General features: G+C 28.5%; 15 protein-coding genes. 13 read left to right on the top strand and 2 right to left on the bottom strand.

Translation table 11 applies throughout. The annotated features are described in order from the left end of the window. Window positions 1-7: 7 nt before the first annotated feature. The 4 genes from ACH36K_RS12690 to ACH36K_RS12675 all read left to right on the top strand — a co-directional run bounded on the left by ACH36K_RS12690 (window position 8) and on the right by ACH36K_RS12675 (window position 5,267). Window positions 8-2,365 carry an endonuclease MutS2 gene (locus ACH36K_RS12690; protein ID WP_411167986.1) on the top strand — a complete coding sequence of 786 codons (2,358 nt, stop codon included), beginning with the start codon at window positions 8-10 and terminating at the stop codon, window positions 2,363-2,365. Between the two features lie 90 nt (window positions 2,366-2,455). Further along, window positions 2,456-2,905, top strand: coding sequence for a DUF523 domain-containing protein (locus tag ACH36K_RS12685; RefSeq protein WP_411167985.1), 450 nt, complete (start codon window positions 2,456-2,458; stop codon window positions 2,903-2,905). Window positions 2,906-2,907: 2 nt separating this feature from the next. Further along, window positions 2,908-3,984, top strand: coding sequence for a hypothetical protein (locus tag ACH36K_RS12680; RefSeq protein WP_411167984.1), 1,077 nt, complete (start codon window positions 2,908-2,910; stop codon window positions 3,982-3,984). A 137-nt stretch (window positions 3,985-4,121) separates the two neighbouring features. Further along, window positions 4,122-5,267 (top strand): D-alanyl-D-alanine carboxypeptidase family protein, encoded by a 1,146-nt coding sequence (locus ACH36K_RS12675; RefSeq protein ID WP_411167983.1) that lies wholly within the window; start codon window positions 4,122-4,124, stop codon window positions 5,265-5,267. 40 nt (window positions 5,268-5,307) lie between these two features. Here the strand turns inward: ACH36K_RS12675 and ACH36K_RS12670 are convergent, their stop codons facing one another. Next, window positions 5,308-6,771 (bottom strand): aminotransferase class I/II-fold pyridoxal phosphate-dependent enzyme, encoded by a 1,464-nt coding sequence (locus tag ACH36K_RS12670; protein WP_411167982.1) that lies wholly within the window; start codon window positions 6,769-6,771, stop codon window positions 5,308-5,310. A gap of 204 nt (window positions 6,772-6,975) precedes the next feature. Here ACH36K_RS12670 and ACH36K_RS12665 point away from each other — a divergent pair, with 204 nt between their 5' ends. After that, complete coding sequence (locus ACH36K_RS12665; RefSeq protein WP_411167981.1) at window positions 6,976-7,575, top strand: 50S ribosomal protein L25; 600 nt, start codon at window positions 6,976-6,978, stop codon at window positions 7,573-7,575. A 122-nt stretch (window positions 7,576-7,697) separates the two neighbouring features. After that, window positions 7,698-9,422, top strand: a complete 1,725-nt coding sequence (locus ACH36K_RS12660; RefSeq protein ID WP_411167980.1) for a phospho-sugar mutase — start codon at window positions 7,698-7,700, stop codon at window positions 9,420-9,422. Between the two features lie 317 nt (window positions 9,423-9,739). On the opposite strand, the gene ACH36K_RS12655 is transcribed toward ACH36K_RS12660, so the two are convergent. Beyond that, on the bottom strand, window positions 9,740-10,246 hold the full coding sequence (locus ACH36K_RS12655) for a hypothetical protein (protein ID WP_411167979.1): 507 nt from the start codon (window positions 10,244-10,246) through the stop codon (window positions 9,740-9,742). A gap of 507 nt (window positions 10,247-10,753) precedes the next feature. On the opposite strand from ACH36K_RS12655, the gene ACH36K_RS12650 reads away from it, so the two are divergent. The 7 genes from ACH36K_RS12650 (at window position 10,754) to ACH36K_RS12620 (ending at window position 23,978) form a co-directional block, all read left to right on the top strand. Then, complete coding sequence (locus tag ACH36K_RS12650; RefSeq protein ID WP_411167978.1) at window positions 10,754-12,529, top strand: sensor histidine kinase; 1,776 nt, start codon at window positions 10,754-10,756, stop codon at window positions 12,527-12,529. Beyond that, complete coding sequence (locus ACH36K_RS12645) at window positions 12,522-14,156, top strand: response regulator (protein WP_411167977.1); 1,635 nt, start codon at window positions 12,522-12,524, stop codon at window positions 14,154-14,156. Before ACH36K_RS12650 ends, ACH36K_RS12645 begins: the two co-directional genes overlap by 8 nt. Continuing rightward, on the top strand, window positions 14,140-14,754 hold the full coding sequence (locus ACH36K_RS12640; protein WP_411167976.1) for a DUF624 domain-containing protein: 615 nt from the start codon (window positions 14,140-14,142) through the stop codon (window positions 14,752-14,754). Before ACH36K_RS12645 ends, ACH36K_RS12640 begins: the two co-directional genes overlap by 17 nt. Before the next feature lie 202 nt (window positions 14,755-14,956). Further along, complete coding sequence (locus ACH36K_RS12635; RefSeq protein WP_411167975.1) at window positions 14,957-16,234, top strand: ABC transporter substrate-binding protein; 1,278 nt, start codon at window positions 14,957-14,959, stop codon at window positions 16,232-16,234. Between the two features lie 74 nt (window positions 16,235-16,308). Continuing rightward, window positions 16,309-17,190, top strand: a complete 882-nt coding sequence (locus ACH36K_RS12630; RefSeq protein WP_411167974.1) for a carbohydrate ABC transporter permease — start codon at window positions 16,309-16,311, stop codon at window positions 17,188-17,190. Window positions 17,191-17,195: 5 nt separating this feature from the next. Then, window positions 17,196-18,098 (top strand): carbohydrate ABC transporter permease, encoded by a 903-nt coding sequence (locus ACH36K_RS12625; protein ID WP_411167973.1) that lies wholly within the window; start codon window positions 17,196-17,198, stop codon window positions 18,096-18,098. A gap of 693 nt (window positions 18,099-18,791) precedes the next feature. Next, window positions 18,792-23,978, top strand: a complete 5,187-nt coding sequence (locus ACH36K_RS12620; protein WP_411167972.1) for an endo-alpha-N-acetylgalactosaminidase family protein — start codon at window positions 18,792-18,794, stop codon at window positions 23,976-23,978. Window positions 23,979-24,017 lie beyond the last annotated feature (39 nt).

Here is a 24,017-nt window from a genome sequence, read left to right as displayed (position 1 = left end):
AGATATTATGGAAGAAAGAACTCTTAGAGTATTAGAATTTAATAAAATAAAAGAAAAATTAAAAGAATATGCAGTAACATCTGGAGGAAAAGAACTTATAGAGAGCCTTAGACCTTATGATACTGTATTTGAAGTTAAAAACAAACTTAAGGAAAGTAATGAGGCCTTAGATTTATTAATAACAAAGGGAAATCCACCTTTTGAAGGGTTATTTGATGTAAAGGATGGAGTAGAAAGAGCTAAAAAGGGTGGAGTATTATCAGCAGGACAATTATTAAAAATTTGTGGAATGCTTAAATGCTCAAGAAGATTTAAGGAATATATATCTAGAAGAGATGATGAGGTTCCTCATATAGTTTTAGAGGATTTAGCGTACATACTAACTCCAATCAAAAATCTTGAAGATGTTATAGAAATGTCTATAATTTCTGAAGAGGAAATAAGTGATAGAGCAAGTAGCACGTTAAATGGAATAAGAAGAAGCTTAAAAGATAAAAATTCGTCTGTAAGAGATAAGATAAATGGAATTGTAAGATCAAATGCGAAGTATTTACAAGATGCTTTATATACAATGAGAGGAGATAGGTATGTTTTACCTGTAAAAGCTGAGTACAAAGGTTCAGTTCCGGGACTTGTGCATGATCAAAGTTCAACTGGAGCAACATTGTTTATAGAGCCTATGAGCCTTGTTAATTTAAATAATGAAATTAAAGAACTTAAACTTAAAGAAAAAGCTGAAATTGAAAGAATATTAATGGATTTATCTAATAGAGTTTTTGAAAATATCGAAACAGTAGAAAGTAATTATAAAATACTTACTGAATTAGACTTTATATTTGCAAAAGGAAAATATGGTTCAAGTTTAAATGGAATTTGTCCAGAAGTTAATGAAGATAAAAGTTTTGATATAATTCATGGTAGACATCCATTAATCGATACTAAAATAGTTGTACCCTCTGATGTATATTTAGGTAAGGAATTTAATACATTAATGATTACTGGTCCTAATACTGGAGGGAAAACAGTAACTTTGAAGACCGTTGGGTTACTACATTTAATGGGATTAAGTGGACTTCTAATACCAGCAAAGGATGCTTCAAGTATAAGCTTTTTTACAAAAATATTTGCTGATATAGGAGATGAGCAAAGTATAGAGCAATCATTATCAACTTTTTCATCTCATATGACTAATATAGTAAAAATAATGAAGGAAGCAGATGATAGTTCTTTAGTTTTATTTGATGAATTAGGTTCAGGGACTGATCCTGTTGAAGGGGCAGCATTAGCAATAGCGATAATAGACACATTAAGAGAGAAAAGAGCTAGATTAATTGCTACAACACATTATAGTGAGTTAAAAGGATATGCATTAAGAACACCTGGAATTGAAAATGCTTCTGTAGAATTTGACGTTGAAACATTAAGACCTACTTATAGACTTTTAATAGGAGTGCCAGGAAAATCAAATGCATTTGAAATTTCAAAAAGATTAGGACTTCAAGATGATGTAATAAATAAAGCTAAAAGTAATATTTCTTCAGAAAATCTTCAGTTTGAAGACTTAATAAGAGATTTACAAGAAAAAAGTATTTTAGCAAATAGAGATGCAAGAGAAGCTAAAAGAATAAAAACAGAGGCTGAAGAGCTTAAAAAGAAGTATGATGAAAAGTTCAAGAAGTTAGAAGGAGTAAGAGATAAAGCTTACAACGAAGCAAGAAGAGAAGCAAAGGATATCATAGCAAAGGCTAAAGATGAAGCAGATGAAACTTTAAAGGCTATGAGAGAACTTGAAAAGTTAGGAATTGCTCAAGGTGGTAGAGCAAGATTAGAGGAAGAAAGAAAGAAGCTTAAGGATAGTTTAGAAAAGAAAGAAGAATCACTTTATAAATCAAGAGAAAATACAGGAGAAGCTATTGAAAAAGTAACTTTGGGTATGGATGCATACTTACCTTCTTTAAATCAAAATGTAATTATAATTTCAATGCCTGATTCAAAGGGAGAAGTTCAAGTAGAGGCAGGTATAATGAAAATAAATGTTAAGCTAAAAGACTTAAGAAAAATTAACAATACTCCAGCTAAAAAAGAAAAGAGGAAAAGGGAGCTTAAGTTAAATTTAAAATCAATAGAAAATAGAGTTGATTTAAGAGGGATGGATTCAGAAGAAGCTTGTTACAAAGCTGATAAGTATTTAGATGAAGCATATATGGCTAATTTAGGCGAAGTAACAGTAGTTCATGGAAAAGGAACAGGAGTTTTAAGAAAAGCTATAAATGATATGTTAAAGAGACATCCACATGTAAAAAGCTATAGGTTAGGTGAATATGGTGAAGGTGGAGATGGTGTTACAATAGTAATTTTAAAATAAAATAATAATTAAAATAATATTAATATATAAAGAGACTCATTTTTTAGAGTCTCTTTTTATGTTATAATTATATAGAAAAGAGGTGTATATATGTATCTTATAAGTGGTTGTTTATGTGGTGTTAATTGTAAATATAGTGGTGGAAATAACTTAAATAGTAAGTGTGTAGATCTTTTTAGAGAAGGAAAAGCTATATTGGTATGTCCTGAACAACTAGGAGGACTTCCTACACCTAGAACTCCAGCAGAAATACAAGGAAATTCAGAAGGGGTTTTAAATGGTAATCATAAGGTTCTAACTAAAGATAATGCAGATGTTACAGAAGAGTTTTTAAAGGGAGCATATGAAACTTTAAATATAGCTAAATTAACTAATGCAAATAAAGCCATTTTGAAGGATGGAAGTCCATCTTGTGGTGTTAATTATATTTATGATGGTAATTTTAATGGAAAAAAGATAGAAGGAATGGGAATAACAACAGCTATCCTTAAAAATAATGGAATAGAGGTTATAAGTGATATTGACTTGGAAGGAGAATAACTATGGGAATATTAGATATTTTAAAAAAAATAAAAAGAAAAAATTATGAAGATGATTATGAGTATGATTATGATTATGAGGATACTGATGATAAAATAGAAAGTGAATATGAGTATAGGAAAAAAGAAGAAATAAATGACATAAATATTAAGGAAAAAGATGTAGATACATTAATAGAAGAAAAAAATATTATTGAAAATATAAAAGATATAGAAAATACAAATTTAAAAGAGGAAATTGAATTGTCTAAGGAAGAAATAGAGGAATTAATTTCCAGTGAAATTTTAAAAGTAATTGAATTATATGATGATTTCGATAAAGTTAAAATTGCTGCAAGAGAAGCAGCTGAAAATATTGGTAAGAATTATATAAAGGAACTACCTAATTATTTAAATAGGAAAATACATAAGCCAAGTAGATTCATAGATAAGTACGATGAAATAGGAGAATGGGGAGTAGCTGTAGAAAATTCTGTTTTAATGATAATTTATAGCTACAAAGAAGATGCAGTTCCAGTATTAGAACGAATTTCTCAAAGGAATTCAAACCTAAACTTAAAGGCTACAAATTTATTATGTAAATTAGCTAGTGAAGGAGTAAAAACTGAAGAAATAGTAAATTCTATAATGAATAATCTTATTGCATTCAATGATGAAAATAAAATTGTTATTTTAGGATTTATGTCTCAAATTAAAGAAAACAATCAAGTTATTGGTTTAATACAACATTTTTATAAGGCTTTTGTAAAGAATGGAGAAATAGAAAATGCTTATAAAACTTTAAAACATTTAATTAATGCTGCAGAGAGATTTACTAAAGGTCATTTAAACTTTTTAAAAGCAATTGCAATGGGTAAAAGTTTTATTAATCTAGAAGAAATAATGGGAATTGAAGAAGAAGATCCAAAAATTGTTTCTATAGAAAAAGTTAATGATTTTTTAAGAATAGATGCAGCTATAACATATTATTCATTGGATTTTAATGATGATGATATAAATAGTAAGCTTCATTATTTAAGTGAATACTCATTAGATAAGGGATTAAGAGAAAGAATTAAAGCTATGTTAAAATATAAATAAATATTTATCTATCATATTTTTTAATATTTAAAGATTAATTATACAAAAGAGCTACTATTTAGATTTTATAATGAAAATGTATTTTAACATAATATGCTTTTTGTTATAATTTTAAATAGTGATGGAGGAGTTAGAGATTGAATAAAAATATTAATAAAAGAAGAAAGAATGTTTTAAGAAGAAAACAGATTATAAAAAGAAGAATAGTGTCAGTAGTTGTTTTTGGTATAATTATAGGAGTATTTCTTTATGCTCCTATTGAATTAAAGCATTTTGCTTTACTAAAAAAAGAAGCAAAGGCAAATGAAAGATTTAATTTGCAAATGGAATCCATAAATGATTATAAATATATAAAAGATATTTTTAATAATATATACACTACAGAAGAAAAATCAAATGAAATAAAAAATAAGATAGATGATATAGAAAAAAAGTTATCTAATGGTATTAATGAAGAAATAGAAGATTCAATATCAAAATTAAAAGCTACTATAAATGAATTAAGTGCAGCTAATCAAATAGAGTTAGATCAAACATTCAATAATATAAACGATGAAAATCTTCAAGGATTTAGTAATGATGAAATGGATAAGGTCAATAAGCTTAAAGATGAGTATGATACCCTATATAATGAGAAAAAGTATAAACAAGCTAAAGAGACATTAGATTCCTTGAATAGTTACATAACTGAAACAAAAAAGGTTGCTAATGAAAGAAAAATAAAAGAAACTTATGAAAAAAAATCAAGTGAAGATGCAAGCTTAAGAGAGCCTAAATATATAAATGGAATTTTAATTGTAAATAAAGAATTTGGACTTCCTGACAGCTCTGCACCAGGAGAAAGTACAGAAGCTAGAAAGGCTTTTGAAAGTATGAAAGCTGATGCAGGAAGGGAAGGAATTTATCTTAATGCTTTTTCAACTTATAGAAGCTATTGGAGCCAAGATAGATTATATTGGAGCTATGTTTCAACTTATGGACAAGATCCTACAGATACTTTTTCTGCGAAGCCTGGATTTAGTGAGCATCAAACAGGACTTGCATTTGATATTGGAGGATTAGATCAATCTCTTTGGGCTAAAGACGACTTTAAATATACCAAAGAAGCAGAATGGCTAAAAAATAATAGTTATAAATATGGATTTATATTAAGATATCCAGAAGGAAAAGAGTGGAAGACTGGATATATGCATGAATCATGGCACTTTAGATATATTGGAGTAGAGCATAGTAAAAATTTTAAAGATAATGATTTAACTTTAGAAGAATATCTAGGATTATAAGAAAAAGGTAATTTGATTTTAAAATCAAATTACCTTTTTCTTACTTTGTAACTATTTTAATATTTTCAACAGTTAAATCCTCTGTACCTTGGACATAAAGATTAGCTCTTTTTAAATCATGAACATAGTTTACAACTTCTTGAGTTATTTCTTCTCCAGGACAAAGAACAGGAATTCCAGGAGGATAAGCAAGTAAAAATTCACCGGAAATTTTACCTATACTATCATTTAGTGGAATCGAGATTTTATCACTGTAAAAGGCCTCTCTTGGATTAAGGACTTTTCTTGGTATTGCTGGAATATCTAAGAAGTCTTGAACAGGCTCTTTCTTACCATAATACTCATTAGATATTTCTTTAAGTGCAGATAATAATCTATCCATACCTTCTTTAGTATCTCCAAAGGAACCAACGGCTAAAACATTATAGAAGTCTGATAATTCCATTTGTATATGGTATTTATCAGCAAGTATCATATCAAGTTCAAAGCCTGTAATTCCAAGTTCTCTAGAAGAAATAGTAAGCTTTGTTGAATCAAAAGAATATGAACCTGGTTTTCCTAAAACTTCTTCTCCAAAGCAATAGAAGCCAGGAATTTTATTTATTTCATCTCTAGTGTACTTACAAAGTTCTATTGTTTTTTCAAGTAAATCTTTTCCTTCTAATGCAATTTGTCTTCTAGCACAATCTAAAGATGCCATTATTATATAAGAAGGAGAAGTTGTCTGCATTAAATTTAAAATTTGTTGAATTCTCTTAGGATCAACATATTTACTTTTAACATGTAATAAAGAGCCTTGAGTTAATGAGCCTATTATTTTATGTGTACTTTGTGCGCAAATATCAGCGCCAGCTTCTAATGCTGACATAGGTAACTTCTCTGAAAAAGCTAAATGAGGACCATGAGCTTCATCTACTATTAATGGTATATCATAGCTATGTACTGTATCAGCAATTTTTTTTATATCTGTTGCAACACCATAATAAGTAGGATTTATAATTAATACAGCTTTAGCATCTGGATTCTCTTTAAGAGTTTTTTCAACAGTTTCAGGAGTTACTCCATGAGCAATTCCTAATTTCTTATCAATTTCAGGCTCCATAAAAACAGGAACAGCTCCACTTAAAATAATACCAGAAGTAACTGATTTATGTACGTTTCTAGGAACTATTATCTTATCACCATCATTTACTACTGCAAGTATCATAGCTTGTATAGCACCTGATGTGCCATGTATTGAGAAAAATGAAGCATCAGATCCATATGCATCAGCTACTAATTCTTGTGCTTTCTTTATAGGTCCAGTAGGATGATGTAAGCTATCAACTAGTTTAAAAACTGTCACATCTATTTTAAATGGATTTTCGCCGATAAAATCCTTAAATTCTTTATCTATACCTACTCCTTTTTTGTGTCCAGGAACATGAAATGGTAGTGTATCTCTATTTACATACTCCTTTAGAGCATCAAAAAGAGGAGTTTCATATTGATTCATTTTATACAATTTAGAACACCTTCTCTCTTATAAATATTATTGGTTATCCCATAAGTTTTATACAAACATTAATATTATATTTTATTAGTTTAAACTATGCAATAAAATACTACACAATATTAAAAGAAATATACAAATAAGTTAAGATTGAATAAAAAACAGCATTTATGACAAGAATACTTGAGGAGAATCTTATTAATAGGAGGAAGTACTGTGAACAATTTAAATTTAAATAAAAGAGAGGCAAATGTACCTAATAATGCTAAGAAATTAAGAAGATTAGGAAAAGTACCAGGAGTACTTTATGGAAAAACTTTAAATGGATTTATGTTTGAAGTGGGAGAATTAGAATTATGTAGAGAGATTTCTAAAAAAGGCGAACATGGTATTTTAAATGTTAATTTAAATGGTGATAATCATAAAACTTTAATAAAGAGTGTTCAAAGAGATCCTGTAACACATAAAATCATTCATTTAGATTTAGAAGAGTTAGAAGAAAATAAAAAAATAATATCATCTGTTCCTATTCATTATATAGGAGAAGATACTTTAAATAAAAGAGGAATGGTATTACAAAAGGAAAAAGATCATATAAAAATTGAATGTACAGCAGATACTTTACCAAAGTATGTAGATATAAATGTAAATAGAAGTGCAGATGGCTATGTTTATAGAATTGGAGATTTAGAGGTAGCATCTGAGTTGTCAATAATTGATAATTTAGCTACTGTAATAGCATCAGTAAGTTATGAAAGAAAAACTGTAAGTGACGATATGGTAAGAGTAATAGAAGAAGATAGTAAAAAGAAATAAAAAAAAACAACTAAAAATGTAAAGAGATACAATATTTACTCTCTTTACATTTTTTTATTCCACAATTAAATTTTTTAGTGTATAATATTACCTGATTATTAAGTTTTAGGAGGGGTAGCACGATGTATAGAGAAAAATATAATGATTGGTTAGAATCAAATATTGTAGATGATATAATTAAGGAAGAATTAAGAAGTATAAAAGATGAAAAAGAAATTGAAGATAGATTTTATAAAGATCTTGAGTTTGGAACAGGTGGGTTAAGAGGTATTATTGGTGCAGGAAGCAACAGAATGAATATATATACTGTTTCTAAAGCAACTCAAGGATTTGCAAATTATTTAAATGATAAATTTGAAAAACCTTCAGTAGCAATAGCATATGACTCAAGAAATATGTCAAAGGAATTTTCTAAGGCAGCAGCATTAACACTTTGTGCTAATAATATTACTGTTTATTTATATGAGGATTTAAGACCAACTCCAATGCTTTCTTTTGCAGTAAGGCATTTAAATTGCACAGGAGGAATAGTTGTTACAGCATCACATAATCCTAAAGAATATAACGGTTATAAGGTGTATGATGAATTTGGTGGCCAAGTTACTGATGAAAAGGCCAATATAATAATAAATGAAGTTAATAAAATAAATAGTTTTGATGAAATTAATACAATAAATGAAGAGGAAGCTTTAGAAAAAGGTTTATTAGTATATATTGGAGAAGCAGTAGATAAAGCTTATATAGATGCTGTAAAAGGCTTAACAATAAGAAAAGGTTTAGTAAAAGAAAATGCGAAAGATTTAAAGGTTATATATACTCCAATTCATGGATCAGGAAATATGCCAGTTAGAAGAGTACTTAATGAACTTGGATATACAGGGGTGTCAGTGGTTAAAGAGCAAGAAGCTCCAAATGGAAACTTCCCAACTGCATCATATCCAAATCCTGAAGAGCCAGCAGTATTTAAATTAGCTTTAGAAATGGCAAAGTCTGAAAATCCAGATGTTATATTTGCGACAGATCCAGATGCAGATAGAATAGGTGTTGTTGTAAAAGATAGTGAAGGTGAATACAGAGTTTTAACTGGAAATCAAACAGGATTATTATTAACTCAATATATTCTAGATGCTTTAAAGGAAGAAGAAAAACTACCAAAGGATGGAGTTGTTATTAAAACTATAGTAACAACAGATGGAGCTAAAAAAATTGCAGAGGCTTATGGAATTGAACTTATAGAAGTTTTAACTGGATTCAAGTATATAGGTGAAAAAATAAGAGAATTTAAAGAGAATAAAGACAAAACTTATCTTTTTGGATTTGAAGAAAGCTATGGATATTTAGCAGGAGACTTTGTAAGAGATAAGGATGCTGTAATAGCAGCAATGCTAATAGCAGAAATGACATTATTCTATAAAGAACAAGGAAAGAGTTTATATGATGGTTTAATAGAGTTATATGATAAATATGGCTATTTTAAAGAAACTTTAGTATCATTTGAACTAAAAGGAAAAGAAGGCGGAGAAAAAATATCTAAGTGTATAGATTCCCTTAGAAATGAAAAGCTTGTTGAATTAAATGGTATAAAAATAGTTAATAAATATGACTATAAATTAAGCATTGAAGAAAATACGATAAGTGGAGATAAAAATGAAATCAATCTTCCAAAATCAAATGTTCTTAAGTTTGTTTTAGAAAATGGATCGTGGTTTGTAGTTAGACCATCAGGAACAGAACCTAAAATGAAAGCTTATGTAGCTATTAAAGGTACTGGATTAAAAGATTCAGAAGAAAAGTTAGAAAACTTTAAAAATGAAGTTGTAAATTTAATTAACTCAAAATTAAATTAATACAAAATAAGTAGGGTATATGCCCTACTTATTTAATCTCTAAAAGTTTAAAGCTTTGAAAATTTGATTATATAAGGTTTTTAGTAATTAAATGTGGAAAAGTAGATTTATTTTATACTTTCCGTACCTTCAATTTTTATGTGGACATATGTAAGTTTGACTTGACTTGGAGCGGATCGAGGAAATAAGTAAACTTAAATATGTCTATTTTTTTATTTGCCTCCGTTAGAGTAATTTGTTGATTTACGAGATATAAATATAATGTATAAACATTATTCTAATCTTAATGTAAAACTAATTTATTTTAATAATTTTTACTATTGAGATATAGTTTTATGTTCACTAAAAATGCTACTTGTTTTATCTAATACATAAACCTCATCAATAATAGAAGTATTATCTTTCATCACCTTAAAAACCATATAATCTGTCATGTCTATTGATTTATCACCTGATTTTAACTTATAAGACACTTTATACTCATAATGAGTATATGTATCATTTTTTGTTTCTTTAGTTTTTACTATTTTAATATCTGTTGTATTGTTGATACCATTCTTATTTATAACAGTATAATAAATATAAGGAATTCTATTAGACATTAAAGTACTGAATGCATCTTCTGTTAAATCTTCTTCAAAAATTGCTTTTGATTCATCTATAAACTTATCAGCCTCAGAAGAAGTAATATTTTCATAAGTCTTTACAGATATTAACTTATTAATGAAATTATCTATAGTTTTTTCTTGTTTTGTAGAACTACACCCTATTAGTAAAAGTAATGATATACCCATAAGTAAAATGATTTTAATAAAATATTTCATTTACATGTCCTCCTTGTTATAATAGATAACTAATTATTGCTAATTAGTTTATATCTTTATTATAGGAAATTATAACTATTTTTACAAATAATATAAATAATATATAAGAGGTTATATAAATATAACCTCCCTTTCTTTGTACTATTTCATTTTAGTATAAACAAAGGGAATTATACTATGAATAAGTATATTTTTAGTCCTTATCATTACTAATACCACGTTTTTAAATTCTTTTCCTACTTTTCGAGGTGATCTTGGCATTTTTTCTTATAGAAAGACCAAGAAGCATTCCTTTAACATATTCAATCCATGTTTGTAAAGGTAATTTTGTGCATGATAAAGCAGAAGAATAGACAACTATCTTATCATCTAGTGAAGGGAATTTTTCGTAAACTAGATAAATAAAGAAATTTAAGGTTATAATTGAAGTAAATGTAAAAATATTATAGAATTAATAATATAAGCAATTAATTTATTAAGTATAAAATAAAGTATTATGAGGTTTATATGTTTACTAATAAAAATATGTCAAAAAAGTTTATAGTTAGTTTTATGTTATTTATAATTATTCCAGTCATAGTTATAACTCTTATTTTTAATAGATTGTATGTAAATATATTAATATATAATTATAATGAAAAGGTACAGCAAATTATGGAACAATTATCTATTGATTTCAAGAATGAGTTTAAAAGAATGTCACTCTCTGTTGCCAAGGTTTCTACAGATGAGGAATTATTAGGACTTGTAAATAATGCTTATTATGAAGAGGATGCAGTAAAGAAACTAGAATTATCAAGGCAAATAAATTCTAAACTAGACTATTTATTTGCCTATTTGGGAGAAGTAAATTCCATTACTTTTTTATCTAAGGATGGAAGAGAAGTAAAGTATAAAGAGCCCTTTTATAAAGGAAAATCTAGCATTAAAAATAATTTATTATATAAGCAGTGTATAGATAACAAGGATAAAGTAGTTTATTTAAACGATTTCAGACCTGAAAGTATAAATACTGTAGAATTTTTATTTGGAATTAGTCCAAGCATTAATTATTCTAATACAAGTACAGATCTTATTTGTTTTGAAATGAAAAATGATGTTTTAAAGTCTATATGTTCAAAATTTTCTAGTACGCAAATAGGAGAAATGATAATTGCTGATTCAAACGGAAAAATTGTAATTGCACCATATAAGGAATTAATAGGAGAGAATGTTAAGGATATAGATTATATTAATTTAGCAATTGAAAATAAACTAGATTATTATAAGTATAGATCAAAAAATGGAATTAAATATATCACCACATATTCAGCAAATGAATTAGATTGGAAAATTATAAATATTATTGATTATAATAACCTTACAAAGGACACATCAAATGCTATGAATACATTATTATTAATATTTTTTATTATAATTTTACTATATCTTATATATTGTAAGATATTTTTTACTGAAATAATAAATCCTATAAAAAGTTTAATGAAAAAAATGGATAATGTACAAAATGGTAAATTAGATGAGATTAATAATATTGAAAGTAATATTTACGAGATTAAAGAGCTTAATATTAATTATAATAAAATGATTAATAATATAAAGGAATTGATGATAGAAAGAGATTTAAAGGAGAAAGAAAGATCAAAGCAGGAGATAAAGGTGCTTCAAGCACAGATTAATCCACATTTTATATACAATACATTAAACGTTATCAAATTGATGGCTACCATATCTAAGATTGACAATATAAGAAGTGTAACTGATTCATTTATGAAGCTTTTGGCATTGACATTTAAAAGTGATTCTAGCTTTATTACAATAAGAGAAGAATTACAATATATAACTAGCTATTCTGAAATTATGAGAGTTAGATTTGGAGATAATTTCAATCTTATAATGGATTTTGATGAAGGGTTACAAGATTTATATATCATTAAATTAGTATTGCAGCCTATTGTAGAGAATTCAATTGTTCATGGATTAAATGAGTTAGAGGGAAGTAAGGATATAATTATTAAGGGATACTTAAAAGAAGATAAGCTTATTATAGAAGTAATAGACAATGGTGTAGGTATGTATGAGGAGGATATTACAAAGGTTTTTGAAAACCATAATAAATCTAAGACAAGTCTTAATGGAATTGGAATTAAGAATACTGAAAAGCGTATTAAATTAAATTGTGGAGATGAGTATGGAATCAAAATAGATAGTAAAAAAAATAAGTTTACTAGGGTAACTCTCATACTTCCAACAATTAAAGAGAGAGGTAATGATTATGTATAAAATGCTTTTAGTTGAGGATGAACCTATTGTTAGGCTTGCTTTAAAAACTCAAGTTAATTGGCAAGAGTATGGATTTGATGAAATTTTGGAGGCTGCTGATGGCTCAAAAGCGCTGGATATAATTAGAGAATGTAATGATATTGATATAGTAATAACGGATATTAATATGCCTGGTATTAATGGCATTAAGTTAATAGAAGAAACAAAAAAGTTTAACAATGATATTCAATTTTTGGTTTTAAGTGCTTATGACGATTATGAGTTTGTAAGAAAGGCCTTTAAGCTAGGTATAGATGATTATACTCTAAAAACTGAAATGGATATGGAAAAAATATTACACACTGTACTTAATATGACTAGTACATCAAAAAAACAAAAAACTGTTAAAGAGAAAAAAATAGATAAGGAGAAGGTTAAAAGTAGGCTTTTAGTTGGAGATTTAAATGTTGAAGAGTTAAGGGAGAGTGGATTAAGGTTATATGGTAATAACTACGTATGTTGTTATATTATTATTGATAATTTTAATCTTATTAAGAGTAGATATAGTAACGATGACTTCCAGGACCTTATATCTTCTTTCGAAAATGCTGTTATGCAAGTATTTAGTACAATAAATAATGGAGAAATTTTGGCTAGATCACCTAAGGAGTATGTAACATTTTTTAGTTTTCAAGATGATAGTAGTGAAAATCTAAATAATAGATTAAGAAATATTTTAAAGAAAATTAGATATGCCCTTTGTACATTTCTAAATATAGGTATTACTGTAGGGGTTAGTGGTTTTATAAGTAAAGTTGAAGAAACAAATATATTATTTAATGAAGCTCAAAGAAATGCAAAGATGAGGTTTATTTTTGGTAAAGGAAAAGACATTTTTTCAGAACATGTGGAAGAATTAAATAAGATAAAAAAGAATAAAAATAATAACTTGACTCAACAAATTATTAGAGAAATGGATAAAAGTAACGGGCTTCTTAGATCTATCGACGAGCTAAATGAAAAAAGATGTTTGGAAGAGATGAAGAAAATTTTAAATATACAGAAGTTATCCTTTAAAGATAAACTTGATAATGGATATATTTATTATTTAGAAATTGTATTAATGATGGTTCAATACGTAATAAAAGATGAAGATAATAATTTAGAGGATGTAATTGGAGAAGAAATAGATTTATATAATGAGATAAGAAAATTTGAGACAATTAAGGAAATAGAAAATTGGGTACTAGAGATTTTAACTAAGGTTATTTCTTATTTGAAACATAATAAGCAAAGGGAAAGTAATGTAGTAAAAGAGGCTAAGGAGTATATATTAAATAATTATTCAAAAAATATAACTTTAGAGTCAGTTAGTAAACAGATAGGCTTTAGCAAGATATATTTTAGTAAAATATTCACAGAAGAATTTGGTGATAATTTTATTAAATATCTAACTAATGTTAGAATAGAAAATGCTAAAAAACTTTTAGAGGAAACAGATATGAAAATATATGAAATATGTGATAGTGTTGGATATCATAATATTGAACATTTTAGTAGAACCTTTAAAAAAATTGTAGGATTAAGTCCCCTACAGTATAAAAATAAAAAAATGAAAGTAGGTAATATATATGAAAGGAATATTTAGTTATGATGGACCAATATATAAGATTTGTGAATTAATATACGAAACATGTATGTTAAATATATTATGGATTATTGGATGTATACCTATAGTTACTATTGGAGCATCAACTACTGCACTATACAGTGTTTATAACTCTAAGATCAGTGGAAAAGGTTATAAAATTTATAGTGATTTTTTTAAAGCTTATAAGAAAAATATTAGACAAGCTTCTATATTAGGAACAATTATAACCATTATGTTATGTATGGGTATTTATAATATGACTAGAATAAGTAGTTTTAAGGGCAACTATGTATGGTTACAGTATGTTCATATATTTATAATTTTTCAAATTCTACTTATAAGCAATTATATATTCTCATTAATTGATAGAACCACTATGAATATTACGGATATAATAGTTAATGCTGTAATTTTAGCATATAAAAATATAATTATAAGTATTATAAATGTAGTAGTGTTAGCTCTATTAATAGCATTACTTTTATTTAAACCAGTGATAATGTTATTTTTTATGGGGATATACGGATTAATAAGTAGTTATTTAATTGAAAGGGTGTTTGAAGCTATAAAAGTTGGTATATCAAAAGAAAAGTAATATAAATCAAAAAAAAATTAATAAATATCATTGTTCTACTATATGTAAATAATGTAATTTAAACGAAGACAATATAAATCAAAAAACAGTTAAATAATATCATTAAAATAAACTTACTAAATGTTTAAAATATAATTGTAAGCATTTAGTAGGTTTATTTTAATGTTTACAATAGGATATAAAGAATTAAGGGGGAGATAATATGTTAAGTAAAGGCTTAAAAAGAAAAATATGTTTTATGGTTGCAGGAGTAAGCATATTTGGTTTAGCTACAGTTGGATGTTCTAAAAATAGTCCTAATTCAAAAAAGGAAGTTACATTAAAACTTGCAACTTGGGGTGAAGGTGATTATAAGTATATGACAGAAACAAAAAATTTAGCAGAAGCTTATAAGAAGGATCATCCAAATGTTAATATTGAAGTTGAATTAGTTGCAAAAACAGAATATGACAATACAATGAAAATTAGAAATACAGCAGGAGAATTGCCGGATGTATTTCCAGTAAGACAAGCAAACTTATCATTATATGCAGATACTATGGTACCTTTAAATGATTTAAAGGCAGTTGAAAATAATATATATGCTAAGGAAACAATGGTTAATGGAAATGTTATAGGTATTCCGCAAGCCGTATTTAATGAGTTTGTATATTACAATAAGAATATTTTCAAAGAGTACAATATAGAGATTCCTAAAACTTGGGATGAATTTATTAAAGTAGCTGAAACTATAAAAGCTGGAGGTAAATATACACCACTTTTATTAGGTCTTAAAGATTCATGGGTAGATTATCCATTTAACGAATATATGCCTATGCTAGAGGCTGGTGATGGCCAAATTTACAATAAAATGGCTACAGAAGATGCACCATTCTCAAAAGGAACACCATTTAACACATCATATAATAAAATACAAAAATTATATGATGCTAAAGTATGTGGAAATGATGCATTGGGATATGGATGGGATCAAGCAGGAGCAATGTTTGCAGCTGGAGAAGGAGCAATGATAGCATCTGGTTCTTGGTATAAAGATCAATACAACCAAGCTGGTGGGAAGGATGAAAATATAGGGGTATTCTTACTACCAACAAGAAATACTACTTCTGATCCATTCTATACAACTGCATCAACTGAGTTTATGTGGGGAATCTCAAAGACTTCCAAGAATCAAGAAGCAGGAAAAGAATTTCTTGAGTGGTTCTTCGCAAGTGATTACTATGTTGATTTAATGGCTTCACAAGGGGTAAAACCTACAGTTAAAGGCTTAGAGTACAAAAATGAATTCTTTGAACAAGCTTTTAAAGGAATAGATGTAAAGCCAGTAACAGTTTTCTATGATGATGCTTATAACAAGGTTATGAATGCAATGAAATTCGATGTTAAAGCTATAGGACAAAAAATGGCTGCAGGTACATCATTTGATTCAATGGTAGATGACTTAAATGCCCAATGGAAGAAAGCAAAAGCTGCTAACTAGTAGTTAAATTTAAGAAGAATAAGGTACCTTTGGATACTTTATTCTTTTTTTACAAATAAGATTGGAGGGATATTGTGCTAGCAATTAATAGAAAAGATGCACAAAAGAATAGGTTATTATTTAGTTTTTTAGTTATACCTACAGTATTAATGATAGTATTTATGTTATTTCCATTAGTAAAATTGATGGGATTAAGTTTTACAGATTGGAATGGATTAAGCGATACAAAAAATTTTGTTGGGTTAGATAATTTTAGAAAAATATTTTTTGATTCTCCAGAAATCTGGTCTTCATTAAAAAATAATGGTGTTTATTTTATTTTCCACTTATTATTTATACCAGTAGAACTTTTTATTGCATTCTTATTAGATAATAGAGTTAGAGGTTGTAAAGCTTTTAAAACCATTGTATTTTTACCATATGTAATTAATGGTGTTGCTGTTGCATGTATGTTCTCATTCTTATATAGTTCAGAGAATGGAGTGTTAAATAGTTTTCTACAACTTTTACATATGAATGAGGTTTCATGGCTAAGTGATCCTAAAATAGTTAATATGTCTCTTGCTGTAGTTTCATTATGGAAATTTTCAGGGATTCATATAATATTATTTTTAGCAGCATTTCAGTCATTACCAACTGATATGGTAGAAGCTTCTCTTATCGATGGGGCAAGTAGCTTTAAACAGTTTTATCATATAGTATTACCAAATATTAAAGGAGTTGTTGAAATAATATTATTCTTAAATGTAAGAGGAGCTTTGATGATATTTGATATTCCATATGTTATGACTAGTGGAGGGCCCGGAAATGCTAGTAGTACATTTACAATAGAGACTATTAAAACAGCCTTCCAATATTCAAGTTTTGGAAAGGCATCAGCTATGGCTGTAGTTTTAATGATGATTATTATAGTAATTTCAGTTGTTCAGAAGAAACTACTTAAATTGAAGGGGTGATATTAATGGAAGCTAATTTGGAGAAAAAAAATAGTACGAACACTTCAATTGAAAAAAAGACTAAGAAAATAAAAAGAAAGAAATCAATTCAAAGTGGTGATGTATTAAAATTTGTAATATTCGTTTTTATTGCAGTAATAGTAATTATGCCAATGCTAGTTACATTCTTTGCATCATTTAAAACTCTATCTCAAATAGGGTCAGAATCAGCTCTTAAACCTCCTACAAGTTTAATGCTTGATAATTACAAGAATGTTTTTAAAAATGGTCAAGTTTTTGTTGCATTGAAAAATTCAGCTATATTAGTAATAGTTACTGTAATAGTAAACTCTCTTTTAAGTACTATGGTCGCATATTGTTTAACTAGGTTTGATTTTAAATTAAAAAAAGTATATTATGCTATGTTTTTGATAGGGTTAATAATACCAGGTACTGTTACTGAAATATCTAGATTTGGAATAATGACAGATTTAAAACTTTATAATACGTTACTTGCACCAATATTTATATATATAGGCGCTGATTTAATGCAAATATACATTTATAATCAGTTTTTGGAACAGATACCTCTTTCTATAGACGAAAGTGCTATGATTGATGGGGCATCATATTTTACTATATATTGGAAAATAATATTCCCTATGGTTATTCCAGCAACAGCAACACTTGGCATACTTAAGGCTGTTGATGTTTTAAATGACATGTATATTCCCTTCCTATATATGCCAGGGGTAGAGCACCGTACATTAAGTACTTTACTGTTTAATTATGTACAGAATCCTCAGACATCTTCTATGCCTAAGTTAAGTGCGGCAACAATAGTTGTTATGATTCCAACAGTAGTAATATATTTTATATTCCAAAAATATATTTTTAGCGGTGTTGCAGCTGGAGCGGTAAAGGAGTAATTAAAGAAAAATTATTTTAAGCTGAACCCTCTTAGATTTAAAGATGATTCAGCATTATTTTAAAATATCAATGTCAATTAATTCAAATTATGAGATATTATATAAAATTAATATATGTTAAAAACTTAATTAAAATAATTTTGGAGTATGTTGGATTTGCTAAAAATTAAAAAGAGTATCGATAGGAGGTGAATTAATTATTAAATACTCTTTTTGTATATTAGGATAAATTAAAGGGGTAATGAAATTTTAACTAAATGCCCCCTATGTAAAGCAATTTGCATAGAAAACCACTCTAATTGCTGGAAGTTCCTAAAGCTAACTAAACCACAACATGATTATGAAATAAGGGTGAGTGTGAAGGTTACGAAAGTAAAAAAAATTAGTTGGATGACATATGGTTAAATCCTAAGTGTTTTAATAATGGATAATCAGCAGCCAAGATCTGAATAGGATAAGGTTCAACGACTAGGTAGAAATACCGTACACTATAAGTTATTGGTAGTGGAAGTGGGTGGCTACCTAAACATAGTTTAAGATTAGTTATAAATTATGTTTAGGTAGGTGATATAGTCTGGACTCATGTGAAAGCATGAGAAGTTCATAAGAGAACTGTAAAGGTTTAGCTAACCTTTATGAACAAGGATAAGATATTATCAATATAGTGATAGTATAATATTATACGTGTTTTTAGTGCAAAAAAAATCAAAAAAAATATTTAAAAGGGTAAGGATACTTGGATTAGTGGTAGCATTTATAGTTACTCAGATTATACCGATATCAACATTATCGGTATTTGCAGAAGAACTTGATACTTATACTCAGAATTTTGATGATGGAAATGTAGGTGGATGGAAAGCGGTTAAAGGTACACCAAAAGAACCGTTATCTGTGGTAGATGGAAACTTAGTTTTTAAGAATAATGGAGATAATATTATAGTAGATGAAAATTCACCAGCTAAAGCAAATGGAGAATATGAATTTCAATTTACACTGCAAGGAGATGCCAGTAGAGTAGGATCAATCTTTAGATATACATCTAAAGACTCATGGGCATTTGCTGGATATAACAATACAGATGGGACATGGTTAATTGAGTGTCCAACTGGTTGGAAGGATGGTATACCAGGTCCAAAATTAGAAGCAGATAAACAATATACAATGAAGGTGAAATATGTAGGAACAAAAATCACAATGTTCCTTGATGGCACAGAAATATTTAATATTGATACATTCTCAGTAGATTCTTTGAAAAAATTTCCAAATGAAGCTGGGAAGATAGGCTTTAGATCATGGTACAATAGTAAAACAATGATTATAGATAATATTAAATATTCAGATGTAGCAAGTAATCCAGGTGGTGGTGTTACTAATGGGAGACCGATAACTGACACTGATGTTCTTTCATCAGGAGATATGAAGGTAACAATAGATAAGGATTTCCCTAATGTAGAGAAATATGAAAAAGACGGTAAAATAATGTATGGAACAGAGTACTCTTCAGATAAAGTGCTTATTAATGGGAAAGAATATACTCCTAAAGTAGAATATACAAATCTAGGAGAATATACGCTTACTATTAATGAAATTAATGTTGTTATAAAAACAAAATTTACAGTTGATAAAAATATATTTACTATGAATATTATAGAAGTTCAGGAAAATGGAACTGATAAAGTAAAGAGTATAGAATTTGCTAATCAAAACTTATTATCAGTTCGTAGTACACAACCAGGAGCAAAGTTTGCTGGTTCTCGTATGAATAATAAAGTAAATGGTACAGGTGACGTTTTTGAAACTGTTACAGATAAAAGTGCTGTATCTAAGACTCCTACGAATTATTTATATGGTATGTTAAACACAGATGAACTTTCAGGAGCTATTTGGACAAATGCTTATTCAGATTATAGTTCAGATAATGATAATGATAGAATAAGAAAGCAAACAACAAATACTGGTGATTATACTCAAACATCACTTTGGAGTAGTTCATGGGTTTATAGAGCTGAAAATATGCCAACTACATTAGCGGAAGACAATATAATGAAAGAAATGCCAGTAGTTAAAGTTATAATAACAGAAGATGCTAATAAAGATAGTATTGTTGATTGGCAAGATGGAGCTGTAGCATTCCGTGAAATTATGAATGTTCCATTCCGTTCAGAAGATGTTCCAGATTTAGTTGTTATGCGTATTCCATTTAACTTTGCAAGTCAAGCTACAAATCCATTTTTAAAGACTCTTGATGAAACTAAGAAAATGTATCTTGCAACAGATGGATTAGGACAATGGGTAGAACTTAAAGGATATCAAGCAGAAGGACATGACCAAGCTCACTTAGATTATGGTAACCACATTGGAGAGAGACAAGGTGGGGTTGAGGATTTAAATACCTTAGTTAATGAAGGGCATAAATATGGTGGATACTTTGGTGTTCATATATCAGCTACAGGAGCAAATCCAGAAGCAAAGAATTTCTCAGAGGATGTTATAGATATTAAGAAACTAGGATGGGACTGGTTAGATGCTTCTTATGACTTTAATAAAGAAAAAATGAGAAAAGAAGCATCAGAAAATAACAGGTTAGAGAGATTAAAGGTATTACAAGAGGCAGTACCTAATTTAGATTTTATTTATGCTGATGCATTCTTTGAGCAAGGATTCGATGCAAGAAGATTTGCTAAAGAAGTAAATTCATTAGGTTGGAATCTAACTACAGAATTTCCTTATGTATTAGAGAATGATTCTACATGGTATCATTGGTCAGTAGATTATAAGTATGGTGGCCAAGATATGAAAGGTTATAGTAGTAATATTGCAAGATTTATTAGAAATCATCAAAAGGATTCTTGGATTGTAAGACATCCACTTTTAGGTGGAACCGAGATGGATGATTATGAAGGATGGGTAGGAAGAACAAATTTTGATAATACTATTAAAATGACTTTCGATACTAATCTACCAACAAAATATATGCAACACTTCCCAATAATAAAATGGACAGAGGATACTATTAATTTTGAAAACAACATAACTGTATCAAATAAAACTGGTACAAGAGTTATGTCTAAAGATGGTATTACAATTTTAGATGGTAATAGCTACTTATTACCTTGGGATCCTAAGGAGGAAACTAAGTTATATCATTGGAATAGTGAAGGTGGAAGCACTACTTGGACATTACCAAATAGTTGGGCAGGATTAAGCACTGTTAAATTATATAAATTAACAGATACAGGACGTGTAGAAGCTGAAAATATAATTGTTAATAACAATCAAATTACTATTAATGCAGAGGCCAATGTACCATATGTTATTGATAAAGGTGAAGTATCACCAAAGGTAATTAATGATTGGGGACAAGGTGGAATAGTTAAGAATCCTGGATTTGAAAGTTCAACATTAGATGGTTGGAATGCAGAAGGTAAGGATTTATCTATAGTAAGAAATGATAGAGGAAATTATGAGTTAAAAACTTCTGGTGAGAATACTTCAGTAGTAAGTCAAAAGCTTACAGGATTAGAACCAGGAACTTATGAAGCTTCTGTAGCTGTAGAAGTAATTGGAGATCGTAAAGCAACTATAGGTGTTAAAGATTATGGTAATGCTGATGTTTCCAATTATGCAGACATATCATTTGCTAAAAATTACATTGCTGCAGATTCGAAGCATGGAAGTTATATGCAAAGAATGTCAGTATTTTTTGATGTTCCGGAAGGGAAAGATAATGCTACACTTTATTTAGAAGTAAATGATGGATCAGGGACTGTTGTATTTGATGATGTTAGGGTTACTAAGACAGAAAGATCTGCAAATCCTAATAATGTGTATTTCACTCAAGATTTTGAGAATGTTCAACATGGATTATATCCATTTGTAAAAGGTCCAGCTGGTGGAACAAATGATCCAAGAACACATTTATCAGAGTTACATGCACCTTATACTCAAAAGGGATGGAATGGAAAAGAAATTGATGATGTCATAAATGGACATTATTCCTTAAAGGCACACAAAGAGTCAGGTGGATTATTATATCAAACAATACCACAAACATTAAGATTTACCCCAGGAAGAAATTATAAAGTTTCATTCAAGTATGAAAATGCAATAAAAGGAGACTATGCTTTTGTAATTGGTGATGGTAAAAATCAACTTTCAATGCAAAGCTTTGACTTTGCTGATACACCTAAGGATTATAGTGTTGAGTTTACAGCACCAGAATCAGGTAACTTATGGATTGGAACAATTGTATTAGGTGGACAGTCAGATTTAGTAATTGATGATCTTGTAGTAGAAGATCTTGGAGTAGGTGAATATATTGAAATACCAAAAGGTGATATAGATCCAGAAGCATCTATTGATCAATCAGATGATATAAGTTTAATACCTCAATCAGGAATGAAAGTTACTGCTTCAAGTGAAGAAACTAGTGGAGAATGGGCACCAGTAAGTAATGCTATCGATGGAGATAATGAGACTTTCTGGCACAGCAAGTGGTCAGGTAAGCCAGCAGTATTACCACATTCAATTACTCTTGATTTAGGGGATACTTATAATATTAATAAAGTAACGGTTGTACCAAGACAAGGTCAAGATAATGGCGTTATTACAAAGTATGAAATTTATACAAGTATGGATGGTGAAAATTATACTAAGGTTGCAGAAGGAGACTGGGTTGCTAATAAAGGGCTAAAGGTTGCAAGGTTTGAAACTACTGAAGCAAAATATGTTAAGCTTATTGCTTTGGAAGGTAAGAATGGATTTGCAACAATTGGGGAGTTGAATGTAGGTAAAGACATTAAAGTTGATTTAAGCAATGCTATAAAGGAAGCTTCTGATACATTGGAAAATGCTGAAATAGGTAATGAAAATGGTCAATATCCACAATCTGCAAAGGATGCTTTAGAGGAAGCTATAAAATTAGCACAAGCTGTTTTAGAAGGTGAAGGAGCAAAAGATAAGCAATTAAATGAGGCTATAGTTGAATTAAATAAGAGTATCGATATATTTAATAATAGCATTATAGAAAAGCCAGTTTACAAAAAGCATTTAGAAATAGCTGTAGAAGTTGCTGAAGAAGTAACTGAAGAAGAACTTAAGGATGTTGTCCCAGCTGTAGTGGAAGAATTCAAGGCTGCTTTAGAAGAAGCTAAGGGAATATTAGGTAATGAAAAAGTTACTCAAACTAAAGTAGATAATTCCTTTGATAGATTAAGTAAGGCTATGCAGATGTTATCATTCAAAAAAGGTGATAAAGCAGCGTTACAAGCTTTAATGGATAAAATAGCTACATTATCAGAAAATGAATTTATCTCTTCTACTTGGGTTAAGTTACAAACAACTTTAGAAGTTGCAAACAAAGTTATGGCTGACGAAAATGCTATGGTGGAAGAAGTAAATGAAACTTATGATAACTTAATGAGAGCATTCCTAGCGTTAAGATTAAAACCAAATAAAGATATGTTAGAAGGCCTAATCAATAAAGTAGAAAATATTGATAGAAATAAATATACTAATAAGAGTTTAAAATCTTTAGATAAGGCTTTAGCAAATGCAAGAACTATATTTGCTAATGAAGAAGCTACTGAAAAAGAAATTGATTCTGCAACTAAGTCTTTAGAATTAGCTTTAGCTAATTTAGAAGAAAAGGGTGGAAACAATAAGCCTGGTGAAGGAAACAAACCATCAGACGACGACAAAGAGCAAGGAGGAAAACCAACAAATGGAGGAAAGCCATCAAATGGAGGAAAACCAAGTGGATCACTTCCTAATACTGGTGGAGTTAATAGTAGCAATTTAGTTATTTTAGCTTTAGCTATAGTTGGAGTAGGCTTATTATTCTTTGTTAAGAGAAAAGATAGAAAGAAAATAAGTGAGTAAAAAGTTTAAAGTTTTTAGTAATTAGGGCAAATAATAAAA

It is taken from the genome of Clostridium sp. MB05 (genome assembly GCF_046581255.1).
Lineage (GTDB): Bacteria > Bacillota > Clostridia > Clostridiales > Clostridiaceae > Clostridium.
Note: the sequence above shows the minus strand (reverse complement) of the source record. Positions and strands in the feature narration are given on the sequence as shown.

Excerpts from the sequence above, each read along its gene's own strand:
- ACH36K_RS12640 (WP_411167976.1), top strand. The coding sequence starts at position 14,140 with ATGAAAGGAATATTTAGTTATGATGGACCAATATATAAGATTTGTGAA.
- ACH36K_RS12650 (WP_411167978.1), top strand. The coding sequence starts at position 10,754 with ATGTTTACTAATAAAAATATGTCAAAAAAGTTTATAGTTAGTTTTATG.
- ACH36K_RS12685 (WP_411167985.1), top strand. The coding sequence starts at position 2,456 with ATGTATCTTATAAGTGGTTGTTTATGTGGTGTTAATTGTAAATATAGT.
- ACH36K_RS12680 (WP_411167984.1), top strand. The coding sequence starts at position 2,908 with ATGGGAATATTAGATATTTTAAAAAAAATAAAAAGAAAAAATTATGAA.
- ACH36K_RS12645 (WP_411167977.1), top strand. The coding sequence starts at position 12,522 with ATGTATAAAATGCTTTTAGTTGAGGATGAACCTATTGTTAGGCTTGCT.
- ACH36K_RS12655 (WP_411167979.1), bottom strand. The coding sequence starts at position 10,246 with ATGAAATATTTTATTAAAATCATTTTACTTATGGGTATATCATTACTT.
- ACH36K_RS12635 (WP_411167975.1), top strand. The coding sequence starts at position 14,957 with ATGTTAAGTAAAGGCTTAAAAAGAAAAATATGTTTTATGGTTGCAGGA.
- ACH36K_RS12690 (WP_411167986.1), top strand. The coding sequence starts at position 8 with ATGGAAGAAAGAACTCTTAGAGTATTAGAATTTAATAAAATAAAAGAA.
- ACH36K_RS12660 (WP_411167980.1), top strand. The coding sequence starts at position 7,698 with ATGTATAGAGAAAAATATAATGATTGGTTAGAATCAAATATTGTAGAT.
- ACH36K_RS12625 (WP_411167973.1), top strand. The coding sequence starts at position 17,196 with ATGGAAGCTAATTTGGAGAAAAAAAATAGTACGAACACTTCAATTGAA.